Below are 22481 nucleotides of genomic sequence, written 5' to 3' on the forward strand. Positions count from 1 at the left end.
TCCGAAACCTCGTGATTTCAGAGCAGATTTGACAGTTCAATTTTAGAACTATAGAAATGAGTGACAGCCTGCGTTCGGCCTGGAAGATCACCAAATCCGACCAACATCGCGCTCTGCGGGAGGAGCTGACATGTCCCTCAAAGTTGAATTCCTGTTCGATTTCGGCAGTCCGAATGCTTACCTCGCGGAACTGGCGCTTCCGGGAATCGAACGGCGCACCGGCGTGAAATTCGAATATGTCCCGATCCTGCTCGGCGGCATCTTCAAGGCGACCGGCAACATGTCCCCGTTCGATTCCCTTCGTGGCATCAAGAACAAGCCGGAATACCAGGCTCTGGAGACCCAGCGCTTCATTCGCCGCCATAACGCGACGAAGTTTCGTCCCAATCCGTTCTTTCCGGTGAATACGCTGATGTTGATGCGCGGCGCCGTCGCGGCGCAGCTCGAAGGCGTGTTCGAGCCGTATTTCCGCGCGGCCTACCACCACATGTGGGAGGAGCCGAAGAAGATGGATGACCTCGAAATCTTCCGAACAGCGTTCATCTCCTCAGGCGTCGATATCGACCGGTTGCTTGCGCGTGCACAGCAGGACGACGTCAAGAAGGGGCTGATCGATCGGACCACCGAGGCGGTCAATCGCGGCGCATTCGGCTCGCCGACCTTCTTCGTTGGAAAGGAAATGTTCTTCGGCAAGGACCAACTCCGCGATGTCGAAGAGTCGATCGTCGAGCAGATCGGCCAGCCCGTTTCGAAGACGGCCTAGGGCAGAACCTGAGCCTGCAGAGCCGGCAGATGTCCGGCGTCTGCGTGGACGAAAATTCAGTCGGCGTCATAACAAAACCAATTCAGGGAGAATGTCATGCCCGGTCCACTCAACGGCGTCCGTGTCCTCGATCTGACCGGCGTGGTGTCGGGCCCGTTCGCGACCATGTTCCTGGCGGATCAGGGCGCGGACGTCCTGAAAATCGAACCGATCGGCGGCGACATTACCCGGCGCAGCCGTGCCACGATTGATAAGGAAGGCGAGTTCTCCGCGCTATTCATCTCGTCAAACCGTGGCAAGCGCTCGCTGTCGATTGACGTCAAAAGCGCGGCCGGCCGTGAGGTTCTGGCCAAATTGGTCGCGAAGGCGGACGTGCTGGTGCAGAATTTCCGGCCCGGCACCATGGAGCGCCTCGGTCTCGGCGTCGAGGAGTTGCGCCAGCGCCATCCGCGCCTGATCTATGTCTCGATCAGCGGTGTCGGCGACACCGGACCCTATGTGAAGAAGCGTGTTTACGACCCGATCATTCAGGGCCTCTCGGGCTTTGCCGATATCCAGTCGCAGCCGGTCACGAACCGTCCGCAGATGATCCGGACTATCGTCTGCGACAAGACCACCGCCGTGTTCACCGCCCAGGCGGTCGCAGCAGCCCTCTACGCTCGCGAGAAGACAGGGCAGGGTGATCACATCCAGGTCGCCATGCTGGATGCGATGATCTCGTATTTGTGGCCCGAAGGCATGATGCAATACACGGTGGTGGGTGCCGAGGCCGCTGCTGCCGATCCCAACGATCGCCCCGATCTCGTGTTCAAGACCAGCGACGGCTACATCACCGCCGGTACAATTTCCGATTCCGAATGGCAGGGTTTCTGCCGCGCCACCGGCGACGCCGAGCTTGCCAAGGATCCCCGGTTTGCGACGCCATCGGCGCGCTCGGTCAACGCCACGGCACGCATCAACAAGATGGCCGAATATATCAGCCAGCACACCACCGCAGAATGGCTGGAGCGTCTGGATGCCGCCGATGTCCCCTGTTCGCCGATCCTGCGGCGGAGCGAGATCATCCACAATGAACAGGTGGTCGCGCGCGACATCATTGCGGAGTTCGATCAGCCGAAAGTGGGGCGGGTGCGGCAACCTAAGCCGGCGGCGCGTTTTGCGATCAACGAGGCCGCGATCGGTGGGCCTGCTCCCCGGGTGGGTGAGCACTCCCGCGACGTGTTGCACGAGCTGGGCTACGACGACGGCGCCATCGACAAGATGGTCGCCGAGCGCAGCCTGCGCGTCGCGGTCTAACCGCGAAGCCCGTTGGCGACGGTATTCTAGACCTTCGCCGGCGCCGGCGTGATCGGTGCCATCGGAACATTCGCCGCAACGGCTCGCTGAAAGGCTTCCCGTTTCCTGATGCGTTCGAGATAGGGCTGAGCGTTGTCGCAAATGCCGACGCCATAGGCGATGGCCCACTCCAGGCAGGTCGTGAGCAGGATGTCTGCGCTCGTAAACCGGTCGCCCATCAGGAATTGCCGGCCATCTGCGAGCGCGACTTCGACATGGCGCAACTGCTGGCGGAAATACTCGCCGGCCTGGGCAACGACCTCGGGTGCAATGCCGTAGATCGGTCCGAGCGCGTCGGCCCGATGGCGGCGCATCACGTAAAGGCTGGTGGAATCCAGCTCCGCGACGATAAAGAAGCACCATTCCAGCCACGCGGCATACTCGCGCGGGGCTTCCGGAATCAGCGATCGTTCCGGCGTGGAATACATGCGCGACAGGTAGGCAACGATCGCTGCGCTCTCGCCGATGCAGAAGTCGCCATCCTGAAGCAGCGGGATCTTCTGGCGCGGATTGAGCTTCGAATATTCTGCGGTCTTGGTTTCACCGGTTCGCGGGCCAATGGGCTTTGTCTTGTAGGCTAAGCCCAGTTCGTGCATGGCCCAATGCGGACGAATGGTGCGACTCGTTCCAACGCCCCACAGGGTCAGGTTTGATGCCGCATCCATATTACCATTTCTCCACGGACGGACGGAGATCGAGCTCGTGGGTCCAGCCATCTTTGCTTTGCTGGTGGGTGAACCAATAGGCTTCGGCAATGGAAGACGTCTTGGTCAGGCTATCCGGCGGAATATCGCTTGCTTCGATCCCCTTCGCTGCCTTCATGCGTTGGTGAATCGCCTCGCTATCCACGCCAGCGTCGATCAGGAGATGCACGACGTGAATGTTCTTCGGTCCAAGCTCGCGCGCCATCGCCTGGGCCACTGCTCGAAGTCCGAACTTAGCTGATGAAAATGCTGCAAACCCCGAGCCGCCACGCACGCTTGCCGTCGCACCGGTAAAGAAGATGGTGCCGCGTCCGCGCGACAGCATCACGCGGGCAGCCTCACGTCCAACCAGGAATCCACCATAGCAGGCGAGTTCCCAGGCTTTGAAGAACAACTTCTCCGTCGTGTCGAGCAGAGGCTTGTTGACGTTCGAGCCGGCATTGTAGAGGCAAACCTCGACGGGCCCGTGCTCCTTCTCGACCCGCGCGAAAATGCCTTGGACGTCTGCTTCCTGGCGCGCATCCACGCTGAATGCGTGAACGTCATGCCCCGCAGCCCTCAACTCGGCCACCAGTTCCTGCGATTTGGAGGCATCGCGCCTGCAGATGCAAACCGTATAGCCGCCTCGGGCAAAACGCCGGGCGACCGCCGCGCCAATGGCATCGCCTGCGCCAACAAGTATCGCTACACCGCGGCTCGCCGCCATCCTCGATTCTCCCATTAAGTTCTTATTTGATACTGTAGACTAGCTGTCCGATGGTGCATTGTAAACGGCGGTTTTATCAGTCACGCAAAACCGTAATCAGACATGGATTGTCCATTCGCCTCCGGGAAAAGTCCGACGATGATTTATCGATTGACAAGTTCTAAAAAAGAACTATAAGTCGAAACCAAGTGTGCCGCATTGCAAAGTCGGCATGGTCGGTCGGGAGGTCAGTCGTGCTGGAGCTTTCAGAGACGATCAGTGGCGACGAGATTGCTGTCGGCTTGCCGGGCCGAATCCATGAAGTAACGGCAGGGCCGCTTGCCAGAGCGCCCGACCGGATTGCGCTGGTCGAGGACGGGGCTTCCTGGAGCTATCGAGACCTGGAGCAGCGCGTTAGCCAGATCGCCACCGTGCTTTCATCGCTGGGGATCAGGGCCGGCGATCGGATGATCATTGTCAGCGAAAACTGTATTGCGCTTGCTGCTTTGCTGCTGGCGGCGAGCCGGCTCGACGCCTGGGCAATCGTCGCCAACCCGCGCCTGTCGGCGCGCGAACTGGATCAGATCCGCGATCACAGCGGCGCCCGGCGGATGTTGTTCACGTCGGGTATTTCGAAAGAGGCCGCAGCTCACGCCTCTCGCTACGACGCCGAGAATCGGCGAATTGGCGCGCTGCCGGAAATTGGCGTTGGCCCGCTCAACGAAAGCGCGACAGTCGAGCCGGTGGAGGCTGATCCAGCAAAGCAAGTCGCGGTTTTGATCTACACGTCAGGGACAACGGGGACTCCCAAGGGCGTGATGCTCTCGCATCACAACCTTCTGATCAGCGCAAAGACCACTGCGTACTTCCGCAGGATGAACGAGGACGACAAAATCTATCTTGTGTTGCCGATCTCGCATATCGTCGGCATCTCGCTCCTGATCATGACGCTGATGGTCGGCGGCACGGTGCGGATGGTCAGCAAATACGATCCTGCGGCGACCGCAAAGGCCATCGCGGAGGAGGGCGTCACCATCCTCAATGGCGTGCCTGCCACCTATCAGCGCCTGCTGGAGTACAAGAGCGTATCAGGCGTGGAACAACTGTCCCGAGGCTCGTTGCGCTTGATTGCCGTCGCCGGCGCGCCGCTGGATTTGAACCTGAAGTTGCGCGTGGAAAGAGAGTTCGGGCTTCCGTTGCTCAACGGCTACGGGATCACCGAATGCTCGCCGGGAATATCAGGCGTACGTTTCGATAGGCCACGCTCGGATCAGGCTGTCGGCACGCTGCTGCCTGGTGTGGAAGCGCGGGTGCGAACCATCGAAGGATTTCCGACTGTATCCGGTGAAGTCGGCGAGCTGCATGTTCGCGGGCGCAACGTGATGCTGGGATACTATCGTGCCCCCGAGCTCACCGCGAAGGTGATTGACAGCGAGGGCTGGTTCAATACCGGCGATCTCGCACGTTTCGATGGCGATTGTCTGTACATCGCCGGCCGCACCAAGGAAATGATCATTCGTTCCGGTTTCAACGTCTATCCCGCGGAGGTCGAAGCAGTCCTCAGCTCACACGAGGACGTCGTGCAATCCGCTGTGGTCGGTCGTGCCGCGGACGGCAATGAGGAGATCGTGGCCTTTGTGCAATTGCTGCCAGGATCGCGCACGACACCAGAGACCCTGATGCATTTCGTCCGATCTCAGCTGACTTCTTACAAGCGGCCGTCCGAAATCGTCATACTCGATGCCTTGCCGGCGACCTCGACCGGCAAGATACTCAAGCACAAGCTCGCGGAGTCCTTGCGCGGAGGTGGCGCAACCCCCGCGGTGCAGACGCCCGAATTCCGCAGGCAACATAACTAACTTTACCGGGAGGACATCTTGCAAAAGAGAAACGCAACCGTGGCCGTCATCGGCGCCGGAGACTTCATCGGCGGCGAGATCGCCAAAAAGTTCGCCGCAGAAGGCTTCACGGTCTTCGCCGGCCGTCGTAACGGCGACAAGCTGGCTCCGCTCGTCAAGGATATCGAGGCTGCCGGCGGAGAGATTCACGCCCGTTCGCTCGACGCCCGCAAGGAAGACGAGATCATCTCCTTTCTCAACGATGCGGACAAGCACGCGCCTCTGGAAGTCTGCATCTTCAATATCGGGGCGAACGTCAATTTCCCCATTCTGGAAACCACAGAACGCGTTTTCCGCAAGGTCTGGGAAATGGCCTGCTATTCCGGCTTTCTGGCCGGTCGCGAGGCGGCCCGCCTCATGCTTCCGCGCGGGGGTGGCAACATCTTCTTTACCGGGGCGACCGCCTCGCTCCGAGGCGGCAGCGGCTATGCTGCTTTCGCAAGCGCCAAGTTTGGCCTTCGTGCGGTCGCGCAAGCCATGGCCCGCGAGCTTGGCCCGAAGAACATTCACGTCGCGCATCTCATCATCGATTCCGGCGTGGATACCGAGTGGGTTCGGCAACGCCGGCTGGAGGCTCTGGGGCCCACTGCGCTGGATGATCCGGACGCCTTGATGCCTCCGTCCTCCGTCGCAACTTCCTATTGGCAGCTCTACCAGCAGCCGAGAAGCGCATGGACGTTCGAGCTGGAGATCCGTCCCTTCGGCGAGAAGTGGTAGCGGGCCTGCTGCGATGGAGCTCAAGCTTTCGCCCGAGGACGCCGAGTTTCGTGACGAGGTGCGCAGTTTCATTGCGGAGAACTATCCGCCGGAAATGCGCGTTCCCAATCCGGAGACCGACCTGACCAAGGAGCAGTCGCTGCTGTGGCACCGGATCCTCCACAACAAGGGTTGGATCGCCCCGCTCTGGCCCAAGGAATATGGCGGCCCGGGCTGGTCCGTCACCCAGCGCTTCATCTTCGAGCAGGAGACCTCTCGCGCTGGCACGCTGCCGCCGCTCGCCTTCAGCGTCACCATGGTCGGGCCGGTGATCTACACGTTCGGCAACGAGGCGCAGAAGAAGAAATTTCTGCCGCGGATCCTGTCCGGCGAGGATTGGTGGTGCCAGGGTTATTCGGAGCCGGGCTCGGGCTCCGACCTCGCAACCGTCAGAACCAAGGCGGTGCGTGACGGCGACCACTACATCGTCAACGGTCACAAGACCTGGACCACGCTGGCGCAGCATGCCGACTGGATCTTCTGCCTCGTGCGGACCGATCCGAGCGCGAAGCCGCAATCCGGCATCTCCTTCCTGCTGATCGACATGAAGTCGCCCGGTGTCACCGTGCGGCCGATCATCACGATCGATGGCAGCCACGAGGTCAACGACGTCTTCCTCGAGAACGTCCGCGTGCCCGCCGAGAACCTGATCGGTGAGGAGAACAAGGGCTGGACCTACGCCAAGTTCCTGCTCGGCAACGAGCGCACCAGCATGGCCGGCATCGGCCGGTCCACCCGCTACATCAACAAGCTGAAACAGATCGTGAAGGCCGAAATACCGGCCGAGGATCCCGCGCATCTCGAATTTCTGCGGGACATTGCCCGCGTCGAGCTCGACGTGCTGGCGCTGGAGGCGACCGAGCTGCGCGTCGTCGCCCAGCTGGCGCGCGGCATAGATCCTGGCCCGGCCGCCTCGCTTTTCAAGATCCGCGGCACCGAAATCTTCCAGGCCATCACCGAACTCACCCATCGCGCGATCGGCAATTACGGTCTTGCCATCCGCGAGCATCCGGTCAGCGCCAATCGCTTCATGCCCGGTCCCGCCTACGGCCATACCGCGTCGGAGAAATATCTGAACGCGCGCAAGCTCAGCATCTACGGCGGATCCAACGAGATCCAGCGCAACATCATCGCCAAAGCCGTGCTCGGGCTCTAGCCGCGGCGGATCGGGAGGATCGGATGGATATTCAGTTCACGGAAGAGCAGGAATTGCTGCGGTCCAGCGTCCAGCGGCTGCTGCGCGACCAGTACGACTTCGAGGCGCGGCGCAAGAGCGTGGCGAGCGAGGAAGGCTTCAGCCGGAAGCAGTGGGCGGCTTTTGCCGAGCTAGGCCTTCTCGCTGCGCCGTTCTCCGAGGGCGCCGGCGGTCTCGGCGGCGGTCCGTTGTCGACCATGATCGTCATGCATGAGTTCGGCCGTCACCTCGTGGTCGAGCCATTCGTCGAGACGGTGGTGCTGGCCGGCGGATTGATCGAGCATGCGGGCTCGCCGGAGCAGCAGCAAAGCTTCATCCCGGACATCATCGACGGCTCGAAGATCTGGACGCTGGCCTGGACGGAGAAGGCATCGCGTTTCGATCTTGCCCATGTCGCCACGAGAGCGCGGCGCGAAGGGAGCGATTACGTCCTGGCAGGCGCAAAGACCGCGGTGATCGCAGCGCCTTGGGCGGACTATCTGATCGTCTCGGCCCGGACCTCCGGCGATGACCGTGAACGCAGCGGCGTCAGCCTGTTCGTGGTCGATCGGCGCGCGACCGGCGTCGATCTCCAGAGCTTCAAGACCATCGACGGCCGCCGGGCCGCCGAAGTCAGCCTGCGCGATGTCCGCGGCCAATTGCTGGGCGTGGAAGGCGAGGGCGTTGCCGCGCTGGAAACCTGCCGCGACCGCGCCATCGGCGCGCTCTGCGCGGAAGCCGTCGGCGCCATCGGCGAGCTGAACTCGGCGACGCTGGAATATTCCAAGACGCGCAAGCAGTTCGGCACCACGATCGGCTCGTTCCAGGTGCTGCAGCACCGCATGGTCGACATGTTCATCGCCCATCAGGAGGCGCTCTCCCTGATGCAGCATCTGAGCCTCAGCCTCAGCGACGGCGATGCCGGCCTGTCGCGGCTCGCCTCCGGTGCCAAGTCGAAGATCGGCTATGCGGGCAAGTTCGTCGCCGACCAGGCGGTGCAGCTTCACGGCGGCATGGGAATGACTGACGAGCTCAACGTCGGGCACTATTTCAAGCGACTCTCCTCCATCAACATCCAGTTCGGCGACCCCGCGTTCCACGTGCTGCGTTACGCGCAGCTGGACGCGGCCGCGTAAACAGAGAGGCCAGCATGACGACTGAAGCAGTCATCGTTTCCACCGCTAGGACGGCCGTCGGGAAGGCCTACCGCGGCGCACTCAACAATACGGACGGTCCGACCATGGCCGGGCACGTGATGGCCGAAGCGGTAAAGCGCGCCGGCATCGCCCCGGGCGAAGTCGAAGACGTGGTCATGGGCTGCGCCATGCAGCAGGGCACCATGGTGATGAACGTGGCGCGCAAGGGCGCGATGCGCGCCGGCCTGCCGGTGACGGTCGCCGGCACGACCATCGACCGGCAATGCGCCTCCGGCTTGCAGGCCATCGCGGTGGCCGCACGCTCGGTGATGCTCGACGGCGTCGAGGTCGCGATCGGCGGAGGCATCGAGTCGATCAGCCTCGTGCAGAACGACCACATGAACAAATTCCACGCCGTCGACGACGAGCTGATGGCGATGAAGCCCGAAATGTACATGTCGATGCTCGATACGGCCGAGGTCGTCGCCGAGCGCTACAAGATCGGCCGCGACAAGCAGGACGAATACAGCCTCGAGTGCCAACGCCGCGTCGGCGCTGCGTTACAGGCCGGCCGCTTCAACGACGAGATCGTGCCGTTCACGACCAGGATGGCGCTGTTCAACAAGGACACCAAGGAAGTCACCTACGAGCAGGTGACGCTCACAAAGGACGAGGGACCGCGTCCCGAGACCACCGCCGAGGGCCTCGCCAAGATCAAGCCGGTGTTCGAGGGCAAGACCATCAGCGCGGGAAATGCCAGCCAACTTTCGGACGGCGCTTCGGCCTGCGTGATCATGAGCGACAAGATTGCGGCGAAGAAGGGCCTCAAGCCGCTCGGCATCTTCCGCGGCTTCGTTGCCGCCGGCGTCGAGCCCGACGAGATGGGCGTCGGCCCGGTCGCCGCGATCCCGCGGCTGCTCAAGCGCCATAACCTGAAGATCGACGACATCGACCTCTGGGAGTTGAACGAGGCCTATGCGGTGCAGGTGATCTACTGCCGCGACAAGCTCGGGATCGATCCGGACAAGCTCAACGTCAACGGCGGCTCGATCGCGATCGGCCATCCCTACGGCATGACCGGGTCGCGGCTCACCGGCCATCTCCTGATCGAGGGCCGGCGGCGCAAGGCGAAGTACGGCGTCGTGACGATGTGCATTGGTGGCGGCATGGGCGCGGCCGGACTGTTCGAAATCATCCACTGAACGGCAACGCGGGAGATCATTCGTGAAGACAGCGATCACTGAACTGTTCGGCATCGAGCACCCGATCATCCAGGGCGGAATGCACTATGTCGGCTTCGCGGAAATGGCGTCGGCCGTCTCCAACGCGGGCGGGCTCGGCTTGATCACGGGCCTGACGCAGAGAACACCGGAACTGCTGGCCAAGGAGATCGCACGCTGCCGGGATATGACGGACAAGCCGTTCGGCGTGAACCTCACGTTCCTGCCGACGTTCAGCGCGCCGCCCTATCCGGAATACATCGCGGCCATCAGGGAGGGCGGTGTCAGGATCGTCGAAACCGCCGGGCGCAGCCCCGAGCAGTACATGCCGGCCCTGAAGGCGGGCGGCATCAAGGTGATCCACAAATGCACCTCCGTCCGGCACTCCCTGAAGGCCGAGCAGATCGGCTGCGATGCCGTCAGCGTCGACGGCTTCGAGTGCGGCGGCCATCCCGGCGAGGATGACATGCCGAACATGATTCTGTTGCCGCGCGCGGCCGAGGAGCTGAAGATCCCGTTCGTTGCCTCCGGCGGCATGGCGGACGCGCGCAGCCTGGTTGCGGCACTGGCGATGGGCGCTGCGGGCATGAACATGGGCACGCGCTTCATCGCCACCAAGGAAGCGCCGGTGCACGAGAACGTCAAGAAGGCGCTGGTCGCGGCGACGGAACTCGACACCAGGCTCGTGATGCGCGCGCTACGCAACACCGAGCGGGTCCTGAACAACAAGGGTGTCGAGCAGCTGCTCGAGATCGAGCGCGAGAAGGGCAAGAGCCTCAAGATCGAGGACATCCATGAGCAGGTGGCGGGCGTCTATCCCAAGGTGATGATCGACGGCGACATGGATGCGGGCGCGTGGAGCTGCGGCATGGTCGTCGGGCTCATTCACGACATTCCGACGGTGAAGGAGCTGATTGATCGCATCATGGCGGATGCCGAAAGACTCATCCGGCAGCGCCTGACTGGCTTCCTCGACGGCACCGGGCAGCGGCCGGCTGCGGCTCGGGCGATCGCGTAGACGGAAGGACTTACCGCTTCCCGACGTTCTGACGGAGGCTATGCGCACGCATGGTCATGCGTGCGTCGATCTTTGATGAAGCTCGATAGGCCAGATCAACGGCGTTCGGCAGCCTCGGGGGTAGCTTATGGACCAGGCCGACTTCCACTACTATGAGCCGTCGAAAGGGCACGGACTCAGGCATAATCCGTTCAATGCGATAATCGCGCCGCGTCCGATTGGGTGGATTTCGTCGCGCAACGCAGCCGGTCAATTGAACTTGGCGCCGTACAGTTTCTTCAACGCGTTCCTCTACGATCCTCCCATCATCGGATTCTCGTCGATTTCGTGGAAGGACACCGTCAAGAACGTCAGCGAAACCCGTGAGTTCGTCTGGAATCTTGTCACCATGGATCTCGGCGAGCGCATGAACGTGACAGCGACGCCGCTCGATCACGGCGTGAGCGAGTTCGAAACAGCCGGACTGACGCCGATACCCGGACGCCACGTTGCCGTGCCGCGGGTGGGCGAGAGCAGGGCCGCCATGGAATGCAAGGTGGTCGAGGTCTCTCAACTGGCCAACGCACGCGGTGAAAAGGTCGAAGGCTGGTTCGTGCTTGGCGAGGTCGTCGCAGTCTACATCGACAAGGCATTGATCGAGGACGGTGTCTACAACACGGCGCTTGCGCGCCCGATACTGCGTGCCGGCAGGGGTGGAGATTACCTCGAGGTCAGGACCGAAAACATGTTCGAGATGAAGCGCCCGGCTGGCAGCAGCAAACCGGAATTCCACGGCACCTGATTGCGCCGGAAACAGGCTCAACTGTCGGGCTAGCCAGGCATTGTGTCGACAGGCCTGAGCACGGCTTCGCAAAGCCGATGAGAAACTGAACGGAAAGCCTGTGCGGAGTCATATGCCCATCAAGACCCCGGGCCCCGCGCGTAAAGGCCAAGAGCCAGCAGGGAAAACGCGCTCATCACGACGCCCAGCGCCAACATTGCTTCATGTGACACTGTGGCAGCAAGCCATACGCCGATCGCGGCGATCATCATCTGCAAGAAACCGAGCAGCGCCGAGGCGGCGCCGGCCTTCTCGCCGAATGGAGAGAGTGCCCGCGCAGTGGCCAATGGACTGACAACACCCATGCCGAGAAGAAAAACGCACATCGCGCCCAGAAACGGCAGGAAAGTCGGGCTGATCATCGAGATGAGCAGGATTGCAAGGCTGCTGGCGGCCGTCCCGCACAAACCTGCCCGGATCGGGCCATCGAGCCCGTAGCGGGGCGCCAATCTTGTTGCGAGCATACCCGCGGCGAATACGATGAAGACGGTGCCGGCGAAAAAGAGGCCTAGCTGGATCGGCGTGAAGTGCAACGCTTCGATGAATAGACGTGGCGCAGCGGAAAACATCGAGAATAAGCCGCCCATGGTGAGGCTCGACGCGGCCGCGGGGGTAGCGAAGCGGCGGTCGCCAATCAGGCCGGCATAGGTCCTGCCGATGGCAGCTGGATTGAGCGGCGTGCCGATCGAATGGTGGGTTTCGCCGAGAACGATGCTGTAGGCAACGGCGCCGACGGCGGCGAATATCCCGACCAGTGCGAATTCGGCGCGCCAGCCCAGGCCGTAGTCGAGGGCGCCGCCAAGCAGCGGCGAGAATCCGGGCGCTGCGGACATCACGATCATGATGAGCGCCATCGCGCGCGCCAGTGCCGCGCCACTGAACATGTCGCGGGCGATGGCGCGAGACAGCACGGAGGTCGCGCAGGCACCCGTGGCCTGCACAACGCGGCCGGCCAGGAGATTGGGCAGGTCGGTCGCCAGACCGCACCAAACGCTGCCGGCAAAGAACACGGCAAATCCGATCAGGACCGGCCAACGCCTTCCGTAGCGATCCGACAGCGGTCCGACCAGGAGCTGGCCCAAGCCGAACACGGCAAGAAAGACGGTGATGGCGGACGTGACCGCCGCACTCGTGACATTCAATGAGATCGCAATCTGCGGTAAGGACGGCAGCAGAATGTTCGTCGCGAGCGTTCCCATCGCGGCCAGGACGGAAAGGACCGCGATCGGCAGGGTGCTGGACGCGGGAACGTCCCGGCGCACGGGATTGATCAGGTCGGCCATGGGAACTTTCGGAAATTAGGACAGGTACGTTAAGCGACGAGTGACGCGGTCCGCGCCGCTCGCCGAGCTCTTTCTTGTCCGACCGGCCGTGTTCTCAGCGGACGACGCGCTCGATCGCGATGGCGGTAGCTTCGCCGCCGCCAATGCAGAGCGACGCGACGCCGCGCTTGAGGTTTCGCGCTTCAAGCGCGTGCAGCAGCGTCACAATCAACCGCGCGCCCGTGGCGCCAATGGGATGACCTAGCGCGCAGGCGCCGCCGTTGACGTTCAGCTTTTCTCTGGGGATACCGAGATCCTTCTGCGCCGCCATCGCCACGACGGCAAATGCCTCATTGATCTCGAACAGATCTACGTCGCCAACACTCCAGCCGACCTTGTCCAGCAGCTTGCGAATAGCCGGGATCGGGGCCGTGGTGAACCATTGTGGCTCCTGGCTGTGGGTGGCATGGCCCTTGATCTCGGCGAGCACTGGGAGGCCGTCGCGATCGGCCAGCGAGCGCTTCGCCAAGATGAGCGCCGCAGCGCCGTCAGCATTGGCGGATGAGGCGGCGGGCGTGATGGTGCCGTTGGCGCGGAACGCTGGCTTAAGTCCCGGGATTTTGGCGGGATCGACCTTGAGCGGATGCTCGTCATTGGAGATGATCCGGGGCCCGGCCTTTTCAGTCAATGTGATCGGAGCGATCTCAGCCTTGAAGGCGCCGCCTTCAACCGCCTTGCGGGCCCGCGTCAACGTCTCGATTGCATAATCGTCCTGATCCTTGCGGGTGAATTGATAGGCCTCCGCCGTGGCCTCGCCGAAATCGCCCATCGAGCGTCCGGTCTCGTAGGCGTCTTCCAGTCCATCCATCAACATGTGGTCGATGATGCGGTCGTGGCCGGCGCGATAGCCGCCGCGCGCCTTGGCCAGCAGATACGGCGCATTGCTCATGCTCTCCATGCCGCCAGACAGAACGGTCTCGGCGGAACCCGCATTGATGATATCGTGAGCCAGCATGGTGGCCTTCATGCCGGAACCACAGACCTTGTTGATGGTGGTGGCGCCGGTGGCATCCGGCAATTGGGCGCCGCGCGCGGCCTGGCGTGCCGGCGCCTGGCCCTGTCCGGCTGGCAACACGTTGCCCATGAACACCTCGTCGATCCGCTCTGGCGACAGCTTGGCCCGTTCCAGAGCTGCTCCAATCACGTGGGAGCCGAGCTTGTGGGCACTGAGCGGCGAGAGCTCGCCCATGAAGCGGCCGAGCGGCGTACGGGCTGCGGAGAGGATGACGACGGGATCGGAAGCGGCGGCCATGGCGAATTCTCCTATTGATCGCTTCGTTATATGACGATAGTCATATAACACTGGCGACATTGCAATGGAATATTGCCCGCTCTCAAAGCGGTCCAGAGGCGCTGGTGGATGGGAACGGGTTCGAACAAGCGGTCACCCAGCAGCCTGCACGGAGGGGAGATGCGTTACCTAGGAGACCATAGGCGCCAGACCCATCGCCGGATCGTCGAAAATGCCTCCTACGGCCTGCGTCAAAACGGTGCTCAAGGACTTAGCGTTGTCGAGCTGATGAAGCTCGCGGGTCTTACGCACGGCGGGTTCTATAACCATTTCGAGTCACGTGCCGCACTCGTTGGCGAGGCAATCGCGTTTGCAATGGACCAAATGGTCGAGCGGTGGAAAAAGCTGGCGAACCGAAAGGCCAGCGGGGATCGCTTCGAGACGCTGATCGCCGATTATCTCAGTTCCCGTCACCGCGACAATCCCAGACAAGGTTGCGCGCTTCCAGCTCTGGCCGCTGATGTTGCTCGATCGAGCCCGAGTGAGCAACGGGCGCTTGCTTCCAAGCTGGAGGAGATGATTGACATCCTGATCGACGTGCTTCCCGCCGAGGGTCCTCAACAGGTGCGCCAAATCGCGACGAGCGCCATTGCGACCATGGTTGGATCGATCGTGCTGTCGCGTGCTGTCGGCGCCGGGAAGCTTTCCGACGATATTCTCGACGCCGGACGGATGACTGTCTGCGGCCGGCCTCACAAGCGGCAGCACAGAACGGCGAAGGCGATGAGCTGCGACAAACCATAATTTGGGAGGTGCCCATGACGGCCGGCCAATGGCTCAAGACAGCCTGCAACCTGTGTTACGTAAATTGCGGCATCGAGGTCTGGGTGAATGAGGGGCGCCTCGAGAAGGTACGAGGCGACCGTTCAAACCCGAAGTCGCAAGGCTATCTGTGCAACAAGGCGGCGCGCATTCCCTACTATGCGCATCACGAGGATCGGCTCACGACCCCGTTACGTCGTCGCGCCGATGGCGGCTTTGATGAAATCGAGTGGGACGTCGCGATCGCAGAAATCGCACAGCGGCTGCGGCACATCGTTGACAGCTTTGGCGGCAAGAGTATTGCCCTTTATGGCGGCGGCGGGCAGGGCAACCACGCTGGCGGCGCCTACGCCAGTGGCTTGTTGCGCGCGCTGGGCTCGCGCAGCGTCTTCAACGCTCTTTCGCAGGAAAAAACCGGAGACTTCTGGGTCAATGGGCACATGTTCGGCAGCCAAACCTGCCACACTTCGGAGGACGTCCATCATTGCGATCTCTTGCTTGTCATCGGGGCAAATCCCTGGATCGCGCACGGCTTCCCCAATGCGCGCGACCATCTCAATCAGATCCGCAAGGATCCCGCACGCAAGCTGATCGTCATCGATCCCCGGCGAACCGAAACCGCAGAGATGGCGGATCTGCATCTCGCGGTTCGTCCCGGTGCGGATACGTTTCTCCTTGGCGCGCTGCTGGCCATGCTCGTCCGGTCCGACCGGATCGACCATGCGTTCATTGAGGAGCACACGATCGGCTTCGCGGAAGTGCGGCAAGCGCTATCGAACATCCCCGTTGAGGAATGGGCGGCCGCTGCCGATATCTCGCTCGCGGAGCTGGAGCGCTGCGCGGCGATGATCGCGGCCGCGAAGGCCATGGTGGTTCGCGTTGAACTCGGCATCCAGCAAGGCGTCAACTCGACTCTCAACTCCTATCTCGAGAAGCTCTTGATCATGCTTTCCGGCAATTTCGGCCGTGAAGGTACCAACCAATTGCATAGCTGGCTTCAGCCGCTATGGGGAAATTCTCCGAACCAGACATTCGCGCCGACCGGCGACGCCATCATTGGCGGCTTGTTGCCGCCCAACATTTTCCCCGAAGCCGTTCTCAAGGACCATCCGGACCGGTTGCGCTGCGCCTGGATCGACAGCTCCAATCCCGCCAACACAGCCGCAAACACTGAGGCCGTGGAACGCGCACTGCGCTCGCTCGAACTATGCGTTGTGGTCGACGTTGCGATGACCGAAACCGCCAAGCTCGCGCATTACGTTCTCCCGGCGTCCACACAATACGAGAAGACCGAATTTACTCTCTTCAACTACGAGTTCCCGACAAACTATTTCCATGTTCGTGCCGGTGTTCTGCCGCCGCTCGCGGGCACCTTGCCGGAGCCGGAGATCTATACGCGGCTTGCGATCGCCCTGGGGCTTCTGCCGGGTGACAATGTGCTCGCGCCGCTCCGTGAAATAGCGAGGCGCTCGCGACCTGAATTCGCCGCTGCCTTTCGTGCTTTCATCGCGGAAAACCCTGCGGCGGTGCCTGCCCTGGTGCTCTACCATACGCTGGGACAGATGCTTCCGGATGGCACGGCGGCCGCGGCTCCCTTGTGGAGCGCGGCACTGGCTTGCGCGAAGCGATCGCCGCAAGCCGTGCGGCGGGCGATCGGCGCATCCGAGGAGGTGGCGGACCATCAGCTCGGAGATCTCCTGTTCGACACCATCGTGGCCGCCCGGCAAGGCTCGGCGGTTACCCGGCACGCGTATGACGAGGTCTGGTCACTGATCGCCCATTCGGATCGCAAGGTTCGGCTGGTCGTCCCGCAGATGCTGGAATGGCTGGCGCGTCTCGATCCGCAAGCCGCTAGCGCGCCAAAGGAGTTCCCGTTCGTGCTGGCGGCTGGTGGCCGTCGCATGTTCAATGCCAACCAGATATTTCGCGATCCGGCGTGGCGTCGCGACGATCCGGACGGCGCCCTGTTGATCAATTCGAGCGATCTGAGCGAGCTGGGTGCGAAGGATGGCGACTGGATCGCCGTCGAGTCGTCGGTCGGGCGGCTCGTCGTCCGCTGCAAGGTCGATGACGCCATGCGGAACGGCCAATTGGCGCTGCCGCACGGCTACGGTCAGGCATACCCGACACCGGACGGAGAGCGCCTGATCAACGGACCGCGCATCAATCTGCTCACCGAGAGCGGCAACCGCGATCCCATCGCGGGCACGCCCTACCACAAGAACGTCCCGGTGCGCTTGTCCCTGGTGTCCGGGCACGAAGCTGCCGCCCATCAGTCGCAATCCGAGCGAATTCACAAGAGATCGGCCGGACAATAGTCGAAGGGAGCGTCAAATGACCGAGAAGCCAATCGCGATCGTGACCGGGGTGGGCCCGGGCACGGGAGCTGCCATCGTCAAGCGCTTCTCTGCCGGTGGTTTCCGTATCATCGCGCTTGCCCGCTCTGCAGGGCTCATCGATCGGCTTGCGCAAGAGCTTCCCGACGTGCACGCGATGACCTGCGACGTATCGGACGAAAGCCAGGTGCGGACTGTAGTCACAGACGTAAAGCGGCGTTTTGGCCCGGCTGACGTTCTCATCCACAACGCGGTCGGCGGGGGCTGGGGGAATTTTCGCGAGATCGATCCGAAGATGCTGAGGGGCAACTTCGAAGTCAATGTGATGGGCCTATTGTACTTGGCCCGGGAAGTGGCGCCTCACATGATCGATCGCGGCAGAGGTGCAATCCTTGTGACCGGAAACACGTCTTCGATCCGAGGCAAAGCCAATTTCGCCGGCTTCGCGCCGACCAAGGCGGCACAGCGCATTTTGGCCGAGTCGATCGCACGTGACCTGGGACCTCTCGGTGTGCACGTCTCCTATGTTCTCATCGACGCCGTTATCGATACGCCCCGGATGCGTGCGCGGATGAGCGACAAACCGGATGAATTCTTCATCAAGCCGGCGGCGATCGCCGACGAATTGTTGCATCTCTACGGTCAGGACCGCTCGGCCTGGTCGTTTCTCACGGAACTGCGGCCATTCAACGAAAATTGGTGATGCTCGAACACGGACACGGCGCGCTGGGTCACTTTGGATAGCTCTCCGCGGGACTTGAAAGGTCAGAAGCATGACTGATGGATCCATCTTGGTTGACACGGGGACGGACGAACTGCTGTGCGCGATCAGGGATCGCGTCGCGGTGATTACCTTGAACCGACCCGAAGCCCGAAATTCGTTATCCGATCATCTTACGCCAGCGTTGCGCCGGATGATCAAACGGAATGGAGATGATCCTCAGGTCGGAGCCCTCCTGATTACCGGTGCAGGCACTGCGTTCTGTTCGGGCGGCGACGTCAAGGGGATGGGCGGCAACTCTGCCCCGCCGGCCATGTCAGTCAGCGACAAGGTTGCGCGGTTGCGGGAACGTCAGCGAACCCTGACCGGCGTACTTGTTTCGGTGCGCAAGCCCACCATCGCGGCTTTGCCGGGACCGGCGGCTGGCGCCGGGCTTGCGATCGCACTCGCTTGCGACCTTCGTATTGCAGCCGAATCCGCGATCATGACGACTGGCTACGCCAGGATTGCGCTCACCGGCGATTACGGCATTTCGTGGCTGCTGACCCGGCTGGCGGGGACGGCGCGTGCCCGCGAACTGATGTTCTTGTCTGAACGGATCACTGCACGGCGCTGCGAAGAATTGGGCCTTATCAATCGCGTGGTGCCCGATTCCGAACTGCAAAGCGAAGCATTCGAAATGGCGAGAGCATTGGCGAATGGCCCGGCGAGCGCCTATGCCTCCATGAAGGACAATCTCGACCTTGCGCTGTCGGCCGACTTCCTGACGTCACTGGATCAGGAGGCCGAGAGGATGGTCCTCGCGGCGGGCACTGCGCAGCACACCGAAGCCGTCCGGGCATTTATCGAGAAACGTCCGCCGACTTACAGGTGAGACTCTCTCAATTTATTGCTCCGAAGTTCTAGGCTGCCGCGCTCGCGACCGCACAAGCCGGAGATTTCAAGCGAATTGCTCATTCGACTGGCGCGATGCGAATGGAACGCGTTCCGATCGGAGCCCCGGTCGCACGGTCGATCGTAAGGGGATCGATCTCCGTTCCGCCCTCGGCGTCGTAGAACCGGATCATCTTGCCTCCGCCGCGATGCTTGCGTCCCCACGCGCCGATCGCGAAGAGCACCGGCAAAAAGTCGCGCCCGGCTTCCGTCAGCACATATTCGTCCCGTGGCGGACGGTCCGAATAACGACGTTTCTCCAGCAGCCCTTCCTCGACGAGGGCTGAAAGCCGCCCTGTCAGCATCGTTGGCGCGATACCGAGACTCTTTCGAAAGTCATCGAAGCGGGTCAGGCCTCCATGGGCGTCGCGCATGATCAACATGCTCCACGCGTCCCCGACAATCGCCAGGCACCGGGCGATCATACAGGGTTGGGTCGAAAGTTTTTTCATGTAAGTCTCGTTTTAGTAGTGACTTCGTACTAAATTGATAGTAACGTATCGTTCGTCGATGTTCCAGAGCAAATTGAGAAGGCCGGAATGAGCAAGACAGAACAGGGAAGTGCGCTGATTCCGGGTGCTTCCGGTGCCAGCCGAGCGGTGGAGCAGTGATGTCAAACTATGTCAGCCACCCGGGATCGGTCGTGCGCTATGTCGATGCGCCGAATCTCTCGATCAGTGCCGCAGGAATAACCTTCGCCTATCGCGATATCGGTCCGCGCACCGGCGTGCCGCTGATCCTTCTCAACCATTGGGCCGCCGTTCTCGACAATTTCGATCCGCGGATCGTCGATGGCCTCGCCACTAGGCATCGTGTGATCGCGATCGACTACCAGGGTATCGGCGCTTCAAGCGGGAAAGCGCCTGTTACCGTTGGCGAAATGGCGCGAGATACAATTGCTCTGGTCGCCGCGCTGGGTTTTGAAAAGATCGATCTGCTCGGCTTTTCCCTCGGCGGCTTCGTGGCGCAGGAGATCGCGCTGAAGGCCCCTGGTCTCGTGCGAAAGCTGATTCTGACCGGCACGGGCCCGGCAGGCGGCGAAGGTATCGAGAAAGTTGGGCCGGTGTCGTGGCCGCTGATGATCAAAGGCTTGCTGACTTTGCGAGACCCGAAATTCTACCTGTTCTTCACCTCGACGGCCAATGGCCGCCGAGCCGCAAAGGCTTTTCTCGCAAGGCTGAAGGAGCGCAAGGCAGATCGGGACAAAGCAGCCACACCAGCGGCCTTGTTGCGGCAACTCGAGGCGATCAAGAGCTGGGGCCAGCAGGCGCCTCAGGATCTCGGCAGCATCCGCATCCCGGTCCTGATCGCGAATGGCGATAACGATATCATGGTGCCGACCGCAAACAGCGCCGACATGGCACGGCGTATCCCTGGCGCACAATTGGTCATCTACGAAGATGCCGGGCATGGCGGGATTTTCCAGTACCACGCCGATTTCGTGCTGAAGGCGCTGTCCTTCCTCGACGCTTGACGCTGCGACCAAATTTCGAATTGGAGATGACATCATGAAGGCATTCGTCGTCGACAAATACCAGACGAAAGGCGCTCTGCGCCCGGTAACCATGCCAGAACCGGAGTTGCGGGACGATGATGTCCTGGTCCGGGTTCACGCAACTGCCGTAAACGTGCTGGACTCCAAGCTCAGGGATGGAGAATTCAAACTCATCCTGCCGTATCGTCCGCCCTTCATTCTGGGCCACGATGTTGCCGGGACGGTCGTCCGGGTTGGCCGCAATGTCAGGCGGTTCAAGGCAGGCGACGAGGTCTATGCACGGCCGCGCGATCATCGGATCGGAACATTCGCCGAATTCATTGCCATGAATGAAGCCGACGTCGCGCCGAAGCCTGCGAACATCAGCATGGAAGAGGCAGCGTCGATCCCGCTGGTGGGGCTGACGGCCTGGCAGGCGCTCGTCGAGGTGGGCAAGCTGAAGCCTGGCCAAAAGGTTTTCATCCAGGCCGGTTCCGGCGGGGTGGGGACTTTCGCGATCCAGCTCGCCAAGCATCTCGGCGCGGTCGTGGCGACGACGACGAGCGCGAAGAATGTCGAAATGGTCAAGAGCCTCGGCGCCGACCTGGTCATCGACTACAAGACGCAGGATTTCGAGAAGATCTTGTCAGGCTATGATCTGGTCCTGCACAGCCAGGACGCCAAGACGCTTGATAAATCTCTGCGGGTGCTCAAGCCGGGCGGCCTGCTCATTTCGATCTCCGGGCCGCCCGACCCCGAATTCGCCAGGGAGCAGGGCATGAACCTTTTCCTGAAATTGGTGATGCGCTTGCTGAGCCATGGTGTGCGGAAGAAAGCCGGAAAACTTGGTGTGCGCTTCTCGTTCCTGTTCATGCGCGCGCAGGGACAGCAGCTACGCGAAATCACGTCCTTGATCGAATCCGGCGTGATCCGTCCGCTCGTGGACAAGGTTTTCGCGTTCGAAAAAACCGGCGATGCGCTCGCCTATGTCGAGACCGGGCGCGCAAAGGGCAAGGTCGTGATCAAGGTGGCAGACTAGCATCCACGGCGGACCAACCGGAAATTACGATCCTGCCTCATAGAGCACCTCGAGAAAGAACAGGATCATGGCCAAGAATCCTGTCGCAGGCGCGGCCCCATTTCTCGCGTGTACGATCGGAAAGCAGATCCTGAAGCCATCAAACGCATCGGAGGAAGCAACATGACCCAGTCCAGCCCCGGCACTCGGACTTCTACAGAGGAGGTTGCGCTCATAGTGGGTGGTGGCCCGGGCATCAGTTCGAGTTGCGCCAGGCTGTTCGCCGAAAACGGGATGCGTGTCGCCGTCGCGGCCAGGAATCCGGGAAAAGCCGTCCTTGAGACTCTCGGAAAGATGCACGGCGTGCGTCGGTACGCCTGCGATGCAAGCGAACCGGCGGCCGTGGCTCAACTGTTCGCGAACGTCGCTCGAGAGATCGGAGCGCCGAGGCTCGTCGTGCATAACATCGATGGCCGCGTTCCCGGCATTTTCCGCAAGGGCATTCTCGAAGCCGACCCGATGATGGCGCTCGAAACAATTCGAAACTCGGCATTCAGCGCGTTTCTGGTAGGTCAACAGGCAGCTCGGCTCATGCTCGGAAACGAACCCGACGTCAATGGTGCGAGAGGAACGATCATCTTTACGAACGCCAGCGCGGCGCTCAAGGGCTTTCCATCAAGTGGTGCATTTGCGATGGCGTGCCATGCCAAGTCCGGACTCGCGCAAAGCATGGCGAGAGAATTGATGCCGCAGGGAATCCATGTGGCGAATGTGCCGATCGATGCCGCGATCGGTTGGGCTCAGGAGGACGGGACCCGCGCGCACCGGCTGGCGGGAACGACCGTGGACGACAACATGGCCGACCCTGTCCATATCGCGGAAACCTATCTGCAGCTGCACCGCCAGCACCGGTCGACCTGGGCTTTTGAAGTCGTGCTGCGGCCGTGGGTCGAGAAATGGTAATCGCGCTCAGCTGATCCCTCCAAACAATTGCGTGGATGTAGCCAATTCTAAATTGGAATTCTTCATCCGCGCCAGAAATGCCCATTTCGTGCTCGACCTATTGACGATCGCGCGTCTTGACAGTTCTATTTTAGAACGGTTTACTCCGCCAG

General features: G+C 61.7%; 21 protein-coding genes. 16 read left to right on the top strand and 5 right to left on the bottom strand.

Annotation, left to right across the window (positions count from 1 at the left end; all coding sequences use genetic code 11):
- Positions 1–130 precede the first annotated feature (130 nt).
- Positions 131–763, top strand: coding sequence for a 2-hydroxychromene-2-carboxylate isomerase (locus AC0WRY_RS09755; RefSeq protein WP_194406780.1), 633 nt, complete (start codon positions 131–133; stop codon positions 761–763).
- 96 nt (positions 764–859) lie between these two features.
- Entirely contained in the window at positions 860–2059 is a 1200-nt protein-coding gene (locus AC0WRY_RS09760; protein ID WP_194406781.1) for a CaiB/BaiF CoA transferase family protein, read from the top strand.
- 26 nt (positions 2060–2085) lie between these two features.
- Here the strand turns inward: AC0WRY_RS09760 and AC0WRY_RS09765 are convergent, their stop codons facing one another.
- Both AC0WRY_RS09765 and AC0WRY_RS09770 read right to left on the bottom strand, forming a co-directional pair.
- Entirely contained in the window at positions 2086–2694 is a 609-nt protein-coding gene (locus tag AC0WRY_RS09765; protein WP_491123452.1) for a glutathione S-transferase family protein, read from the bottom strand.
- Between the two features lie 70 nt (positions 2695–2764).
- Positions 2765–3508 carry an SDR family NAD(P)-dependent oxidoreductase gene (locus AC0WRY_RS09770; RefSeq protein ID WP_194406782.1) on the bottom strand — a complete coding sequence of 248 codons (744 nt, stop codon included), beginning with the start codon at positions 3506–3508 and terminating at the stop codon, positions 2765–2767.
- 233 nt (positions 3509–3741) lie between these two features.
- On the opposite strand from AC0WRY_RS09770, the gene AC0WRY_RS09775 reads away from it, so the two are divergent.
- The 7 genes from AC0WRY_RS09775 to AC0WRY_RS09805 all read left to right on the top strand — a co-directional run bounded on the left by AC0WRY_RS09775 (position 3742) and on the right by AC0WRY_RS09805 (position 11470).
- Complete coding sequence (locus tag AC0WRY_RS09775) at positions 3742–5346, top strand: class I adenylate-forming enzyme family protein (RefSeq protein WP_491122999.1); 1605 nt, start codon at positions 3742–3744, stop codon at positions 5344–5346.
- 18 nt (positions 5347–5364) lie between these two features.
- Positions 5365–6102, top strand: coding sequence for an SDR family oxidoreductase (locus tag AC0WRY_RS09780; protein WP_211417971.1), 738 nt, complete (start codon positions 5365–5367; stop codon positions 6100–6102).
- 13 nt (positions 6103–6115) lie between these two features.
- Positions 6116–7297 (top strand): acyl-CoA dehydrogenase family protein, encoded by a 1182-nt coding sequence (locus tag AC0WRY_RS09785; protein ID WP_491123000.1) that lies wholly within the window; start codon positions 6116–6118, stop codon positions 7295–7297.
- A 23-nt stretch (positions 7298–7320) separates the two neighbouring features.
- Positions 7321–8451, top strand: coding sequence for an acyl-CoA dehydrogenase family protein (locus tag AC0WRY_RS09790; protein ID WP_491123001.1), 1131 nt, complete (start codon positions 7321–7323; stop codon positions 8449–8451).
- A gap of 14 nt (positions 8452–8465) precedes the next feature.
- On the top strand, positions 8466–9653 hold the full coding sequence (locus AC0WRY_RS09795; protein WP_491123002.1) for an acetyl-CoA C-acyltransferase: 1188 nt from the start codon (positions 8466–8468) through the stop codon (positions 9651–9653).
- Between the two features lie 22 nt (positions 9654–9675).
- Positions 9676–10689: an NAD(P)H-dependent flavin oxidoreductase gene (locus AC0WRY_RS09800; protein ID WP_194406787.1), complete on the top strand. Its 1014-nt coding sequence runs from the start codon at positions 9676–9678 to the stop codon at positions 10687–10689.
- Between the two features lie 127 nt (positions 10690–10816).
- Positions 10817–11470 (top strand): flavin reductase family protein, encoded by a 654-nt coding sequence (locus AC0WRY_RS09805; RefSeq protein WP_491123003.1) that lies wholly within the window; start codon positions 10817–10819, stop codon positions 11468–11470.
- A gap of 119 nt (positions 11471–11589) precedes the next feature.
- Here AC0WRY_RS09805 and AC0WRY_RS09810 read toward each other — a convergent pair whose 3' ends face one another.
- Positions 11590–12792, bottom strand: coding sequence for a multidrug effflux MFS transporter (locus AC0WRY_RS09810; RefSeq protein ID WP_491123004.1), 1203 nt, complete (start codon positions 12790–12792; stop codon positions 11590–11592).
- A 94-nt stretch (positions 12793–12886) separates the two neighbouring features.
- Entirely contained in the window at positions 12887–14083 is a 1197-nt protein-coding gene (locus AC0WRY_RS09815) for an acetyl-CoA C-acyltransferase (RefSeq protein ID WP_491123005.1), read from the bottom strand.
- Between the two features lie 159 nt (positions 14084–14242).
- Between AC0WRY_RS09815 and AC0WRY_RS09820 the strand changes: the two genes are divergently transcribed.
- The 4 genes from AC0WRY_RS09820 (at position 14243) to AC0WRY_RS09835 (ending at position 18815) form a co-directional block, all read left to right on the top strand.
- Positions 14243–14866 (top strand): TetR/AcrR family transcriptional regulator, encoded by a 624-nt coding sequence (locus tag AC0WRY_RS09820; protein ID WP_491123006.1) that lies wholly within the window; start codon positions 14243–14245, stop codon positions 14864–14866.
- Positions 14867–14880: 14 nt separating this feature from the next.
- A complete protein-coding gene (locus tag AC0WRY_RS09825) occupies positions 14881–17202 on the top strand; it encodes a molybdopterin-dependent oxidoreductase (protein WP_491123007.1) in 2322 nt (773 codons plus the stop codon).
- A 16-nt stretch (positions 17203–17218) separates the two neighbouring features.
- Complete coding sequence (locus AC0WRY_RS09830) at positions 17219–17923, top strand: SDR family NAD(P)-dependent oxidoreductase (protein WP_491123008.1); 705 nt, start codon at positions 17219–17221, stop codon at positions 17921–17923.
- 70 nt (positions 17924–17993) lie between these two features.
- On the top strand, positions 17994–18815 hold the full coding sequence (locus AC0WRY_RS09835) for an enoyl-CoA hydratase-related protein (RefSeq protein WP_491123009.1): 822 nt from the start codon (positions 17994–17996) through the stop codon (positions 18813–18815).
- A gap of 79 nt (positions 18816–18894) precedes the next feature.
- On the opposite strand, the gene AC0WRY_RS09840 is transcribed toward AC0WRY_RS09835, so the two are convergent.
- Positions 18895–19326, bottom strand: a complete 432-nt coding sequence (locus tag AC0WRY_RS09840) for a winged helix-turn-helix transcriptional regulator (protein ID WP_491123010.1) — start codon at positions 19324–19326, stop codon at positions 18895–18897.
- A 158-nt stretch (positions 19327–19484) separates the two neighbouring features.
- Between AC0WRY_RS09840 and AC0WRY_RS09845 the strand changes: the two genes are divergently transcribed.
- From AC0WRY_RS09845 to AC0WRY_RS09855, 3 genes are all read left to right on the top strand, one after another.
- Complete coding sequence (locus AC0WRY_RS09845; protein WP_491123011.1) at positions 19485–20348, top strand: alpha/beta fold hydrolase; 864 nt, start codon at positions 19485–19487, stop codon at positions 20346–20348.
- A gap of 34 nt (positions 20349–20382) precedes the next feature.
- Positions 20383–21387, top strand: coding sequence for an NADP-dependent oxidoreductase (locus AC0WRY_RS09850; RefSeq protein WP_491123012.1), 1005 nt, complete (start codon positions 20383–20385; stop codon positions 21385–21387).
- A gap of 162 nt (positions 21388–21549) precedes the next feature.
- A complete protein-coding gene (locus AC0WRY_RS09855; RefSeq protein ID WP_491123013.1) occupies positions 21550–22329 on the top strand; it encodes an SDR family oxidoreductase in 780 nt (259 codons plus the stop codon).
- Positions 22330–22481: the final 152 nt, after the last annotated feature.

The sequence above is a fragment of the Bradyrhizobium sp. T-12 genome (assembly GCF_058314695.1).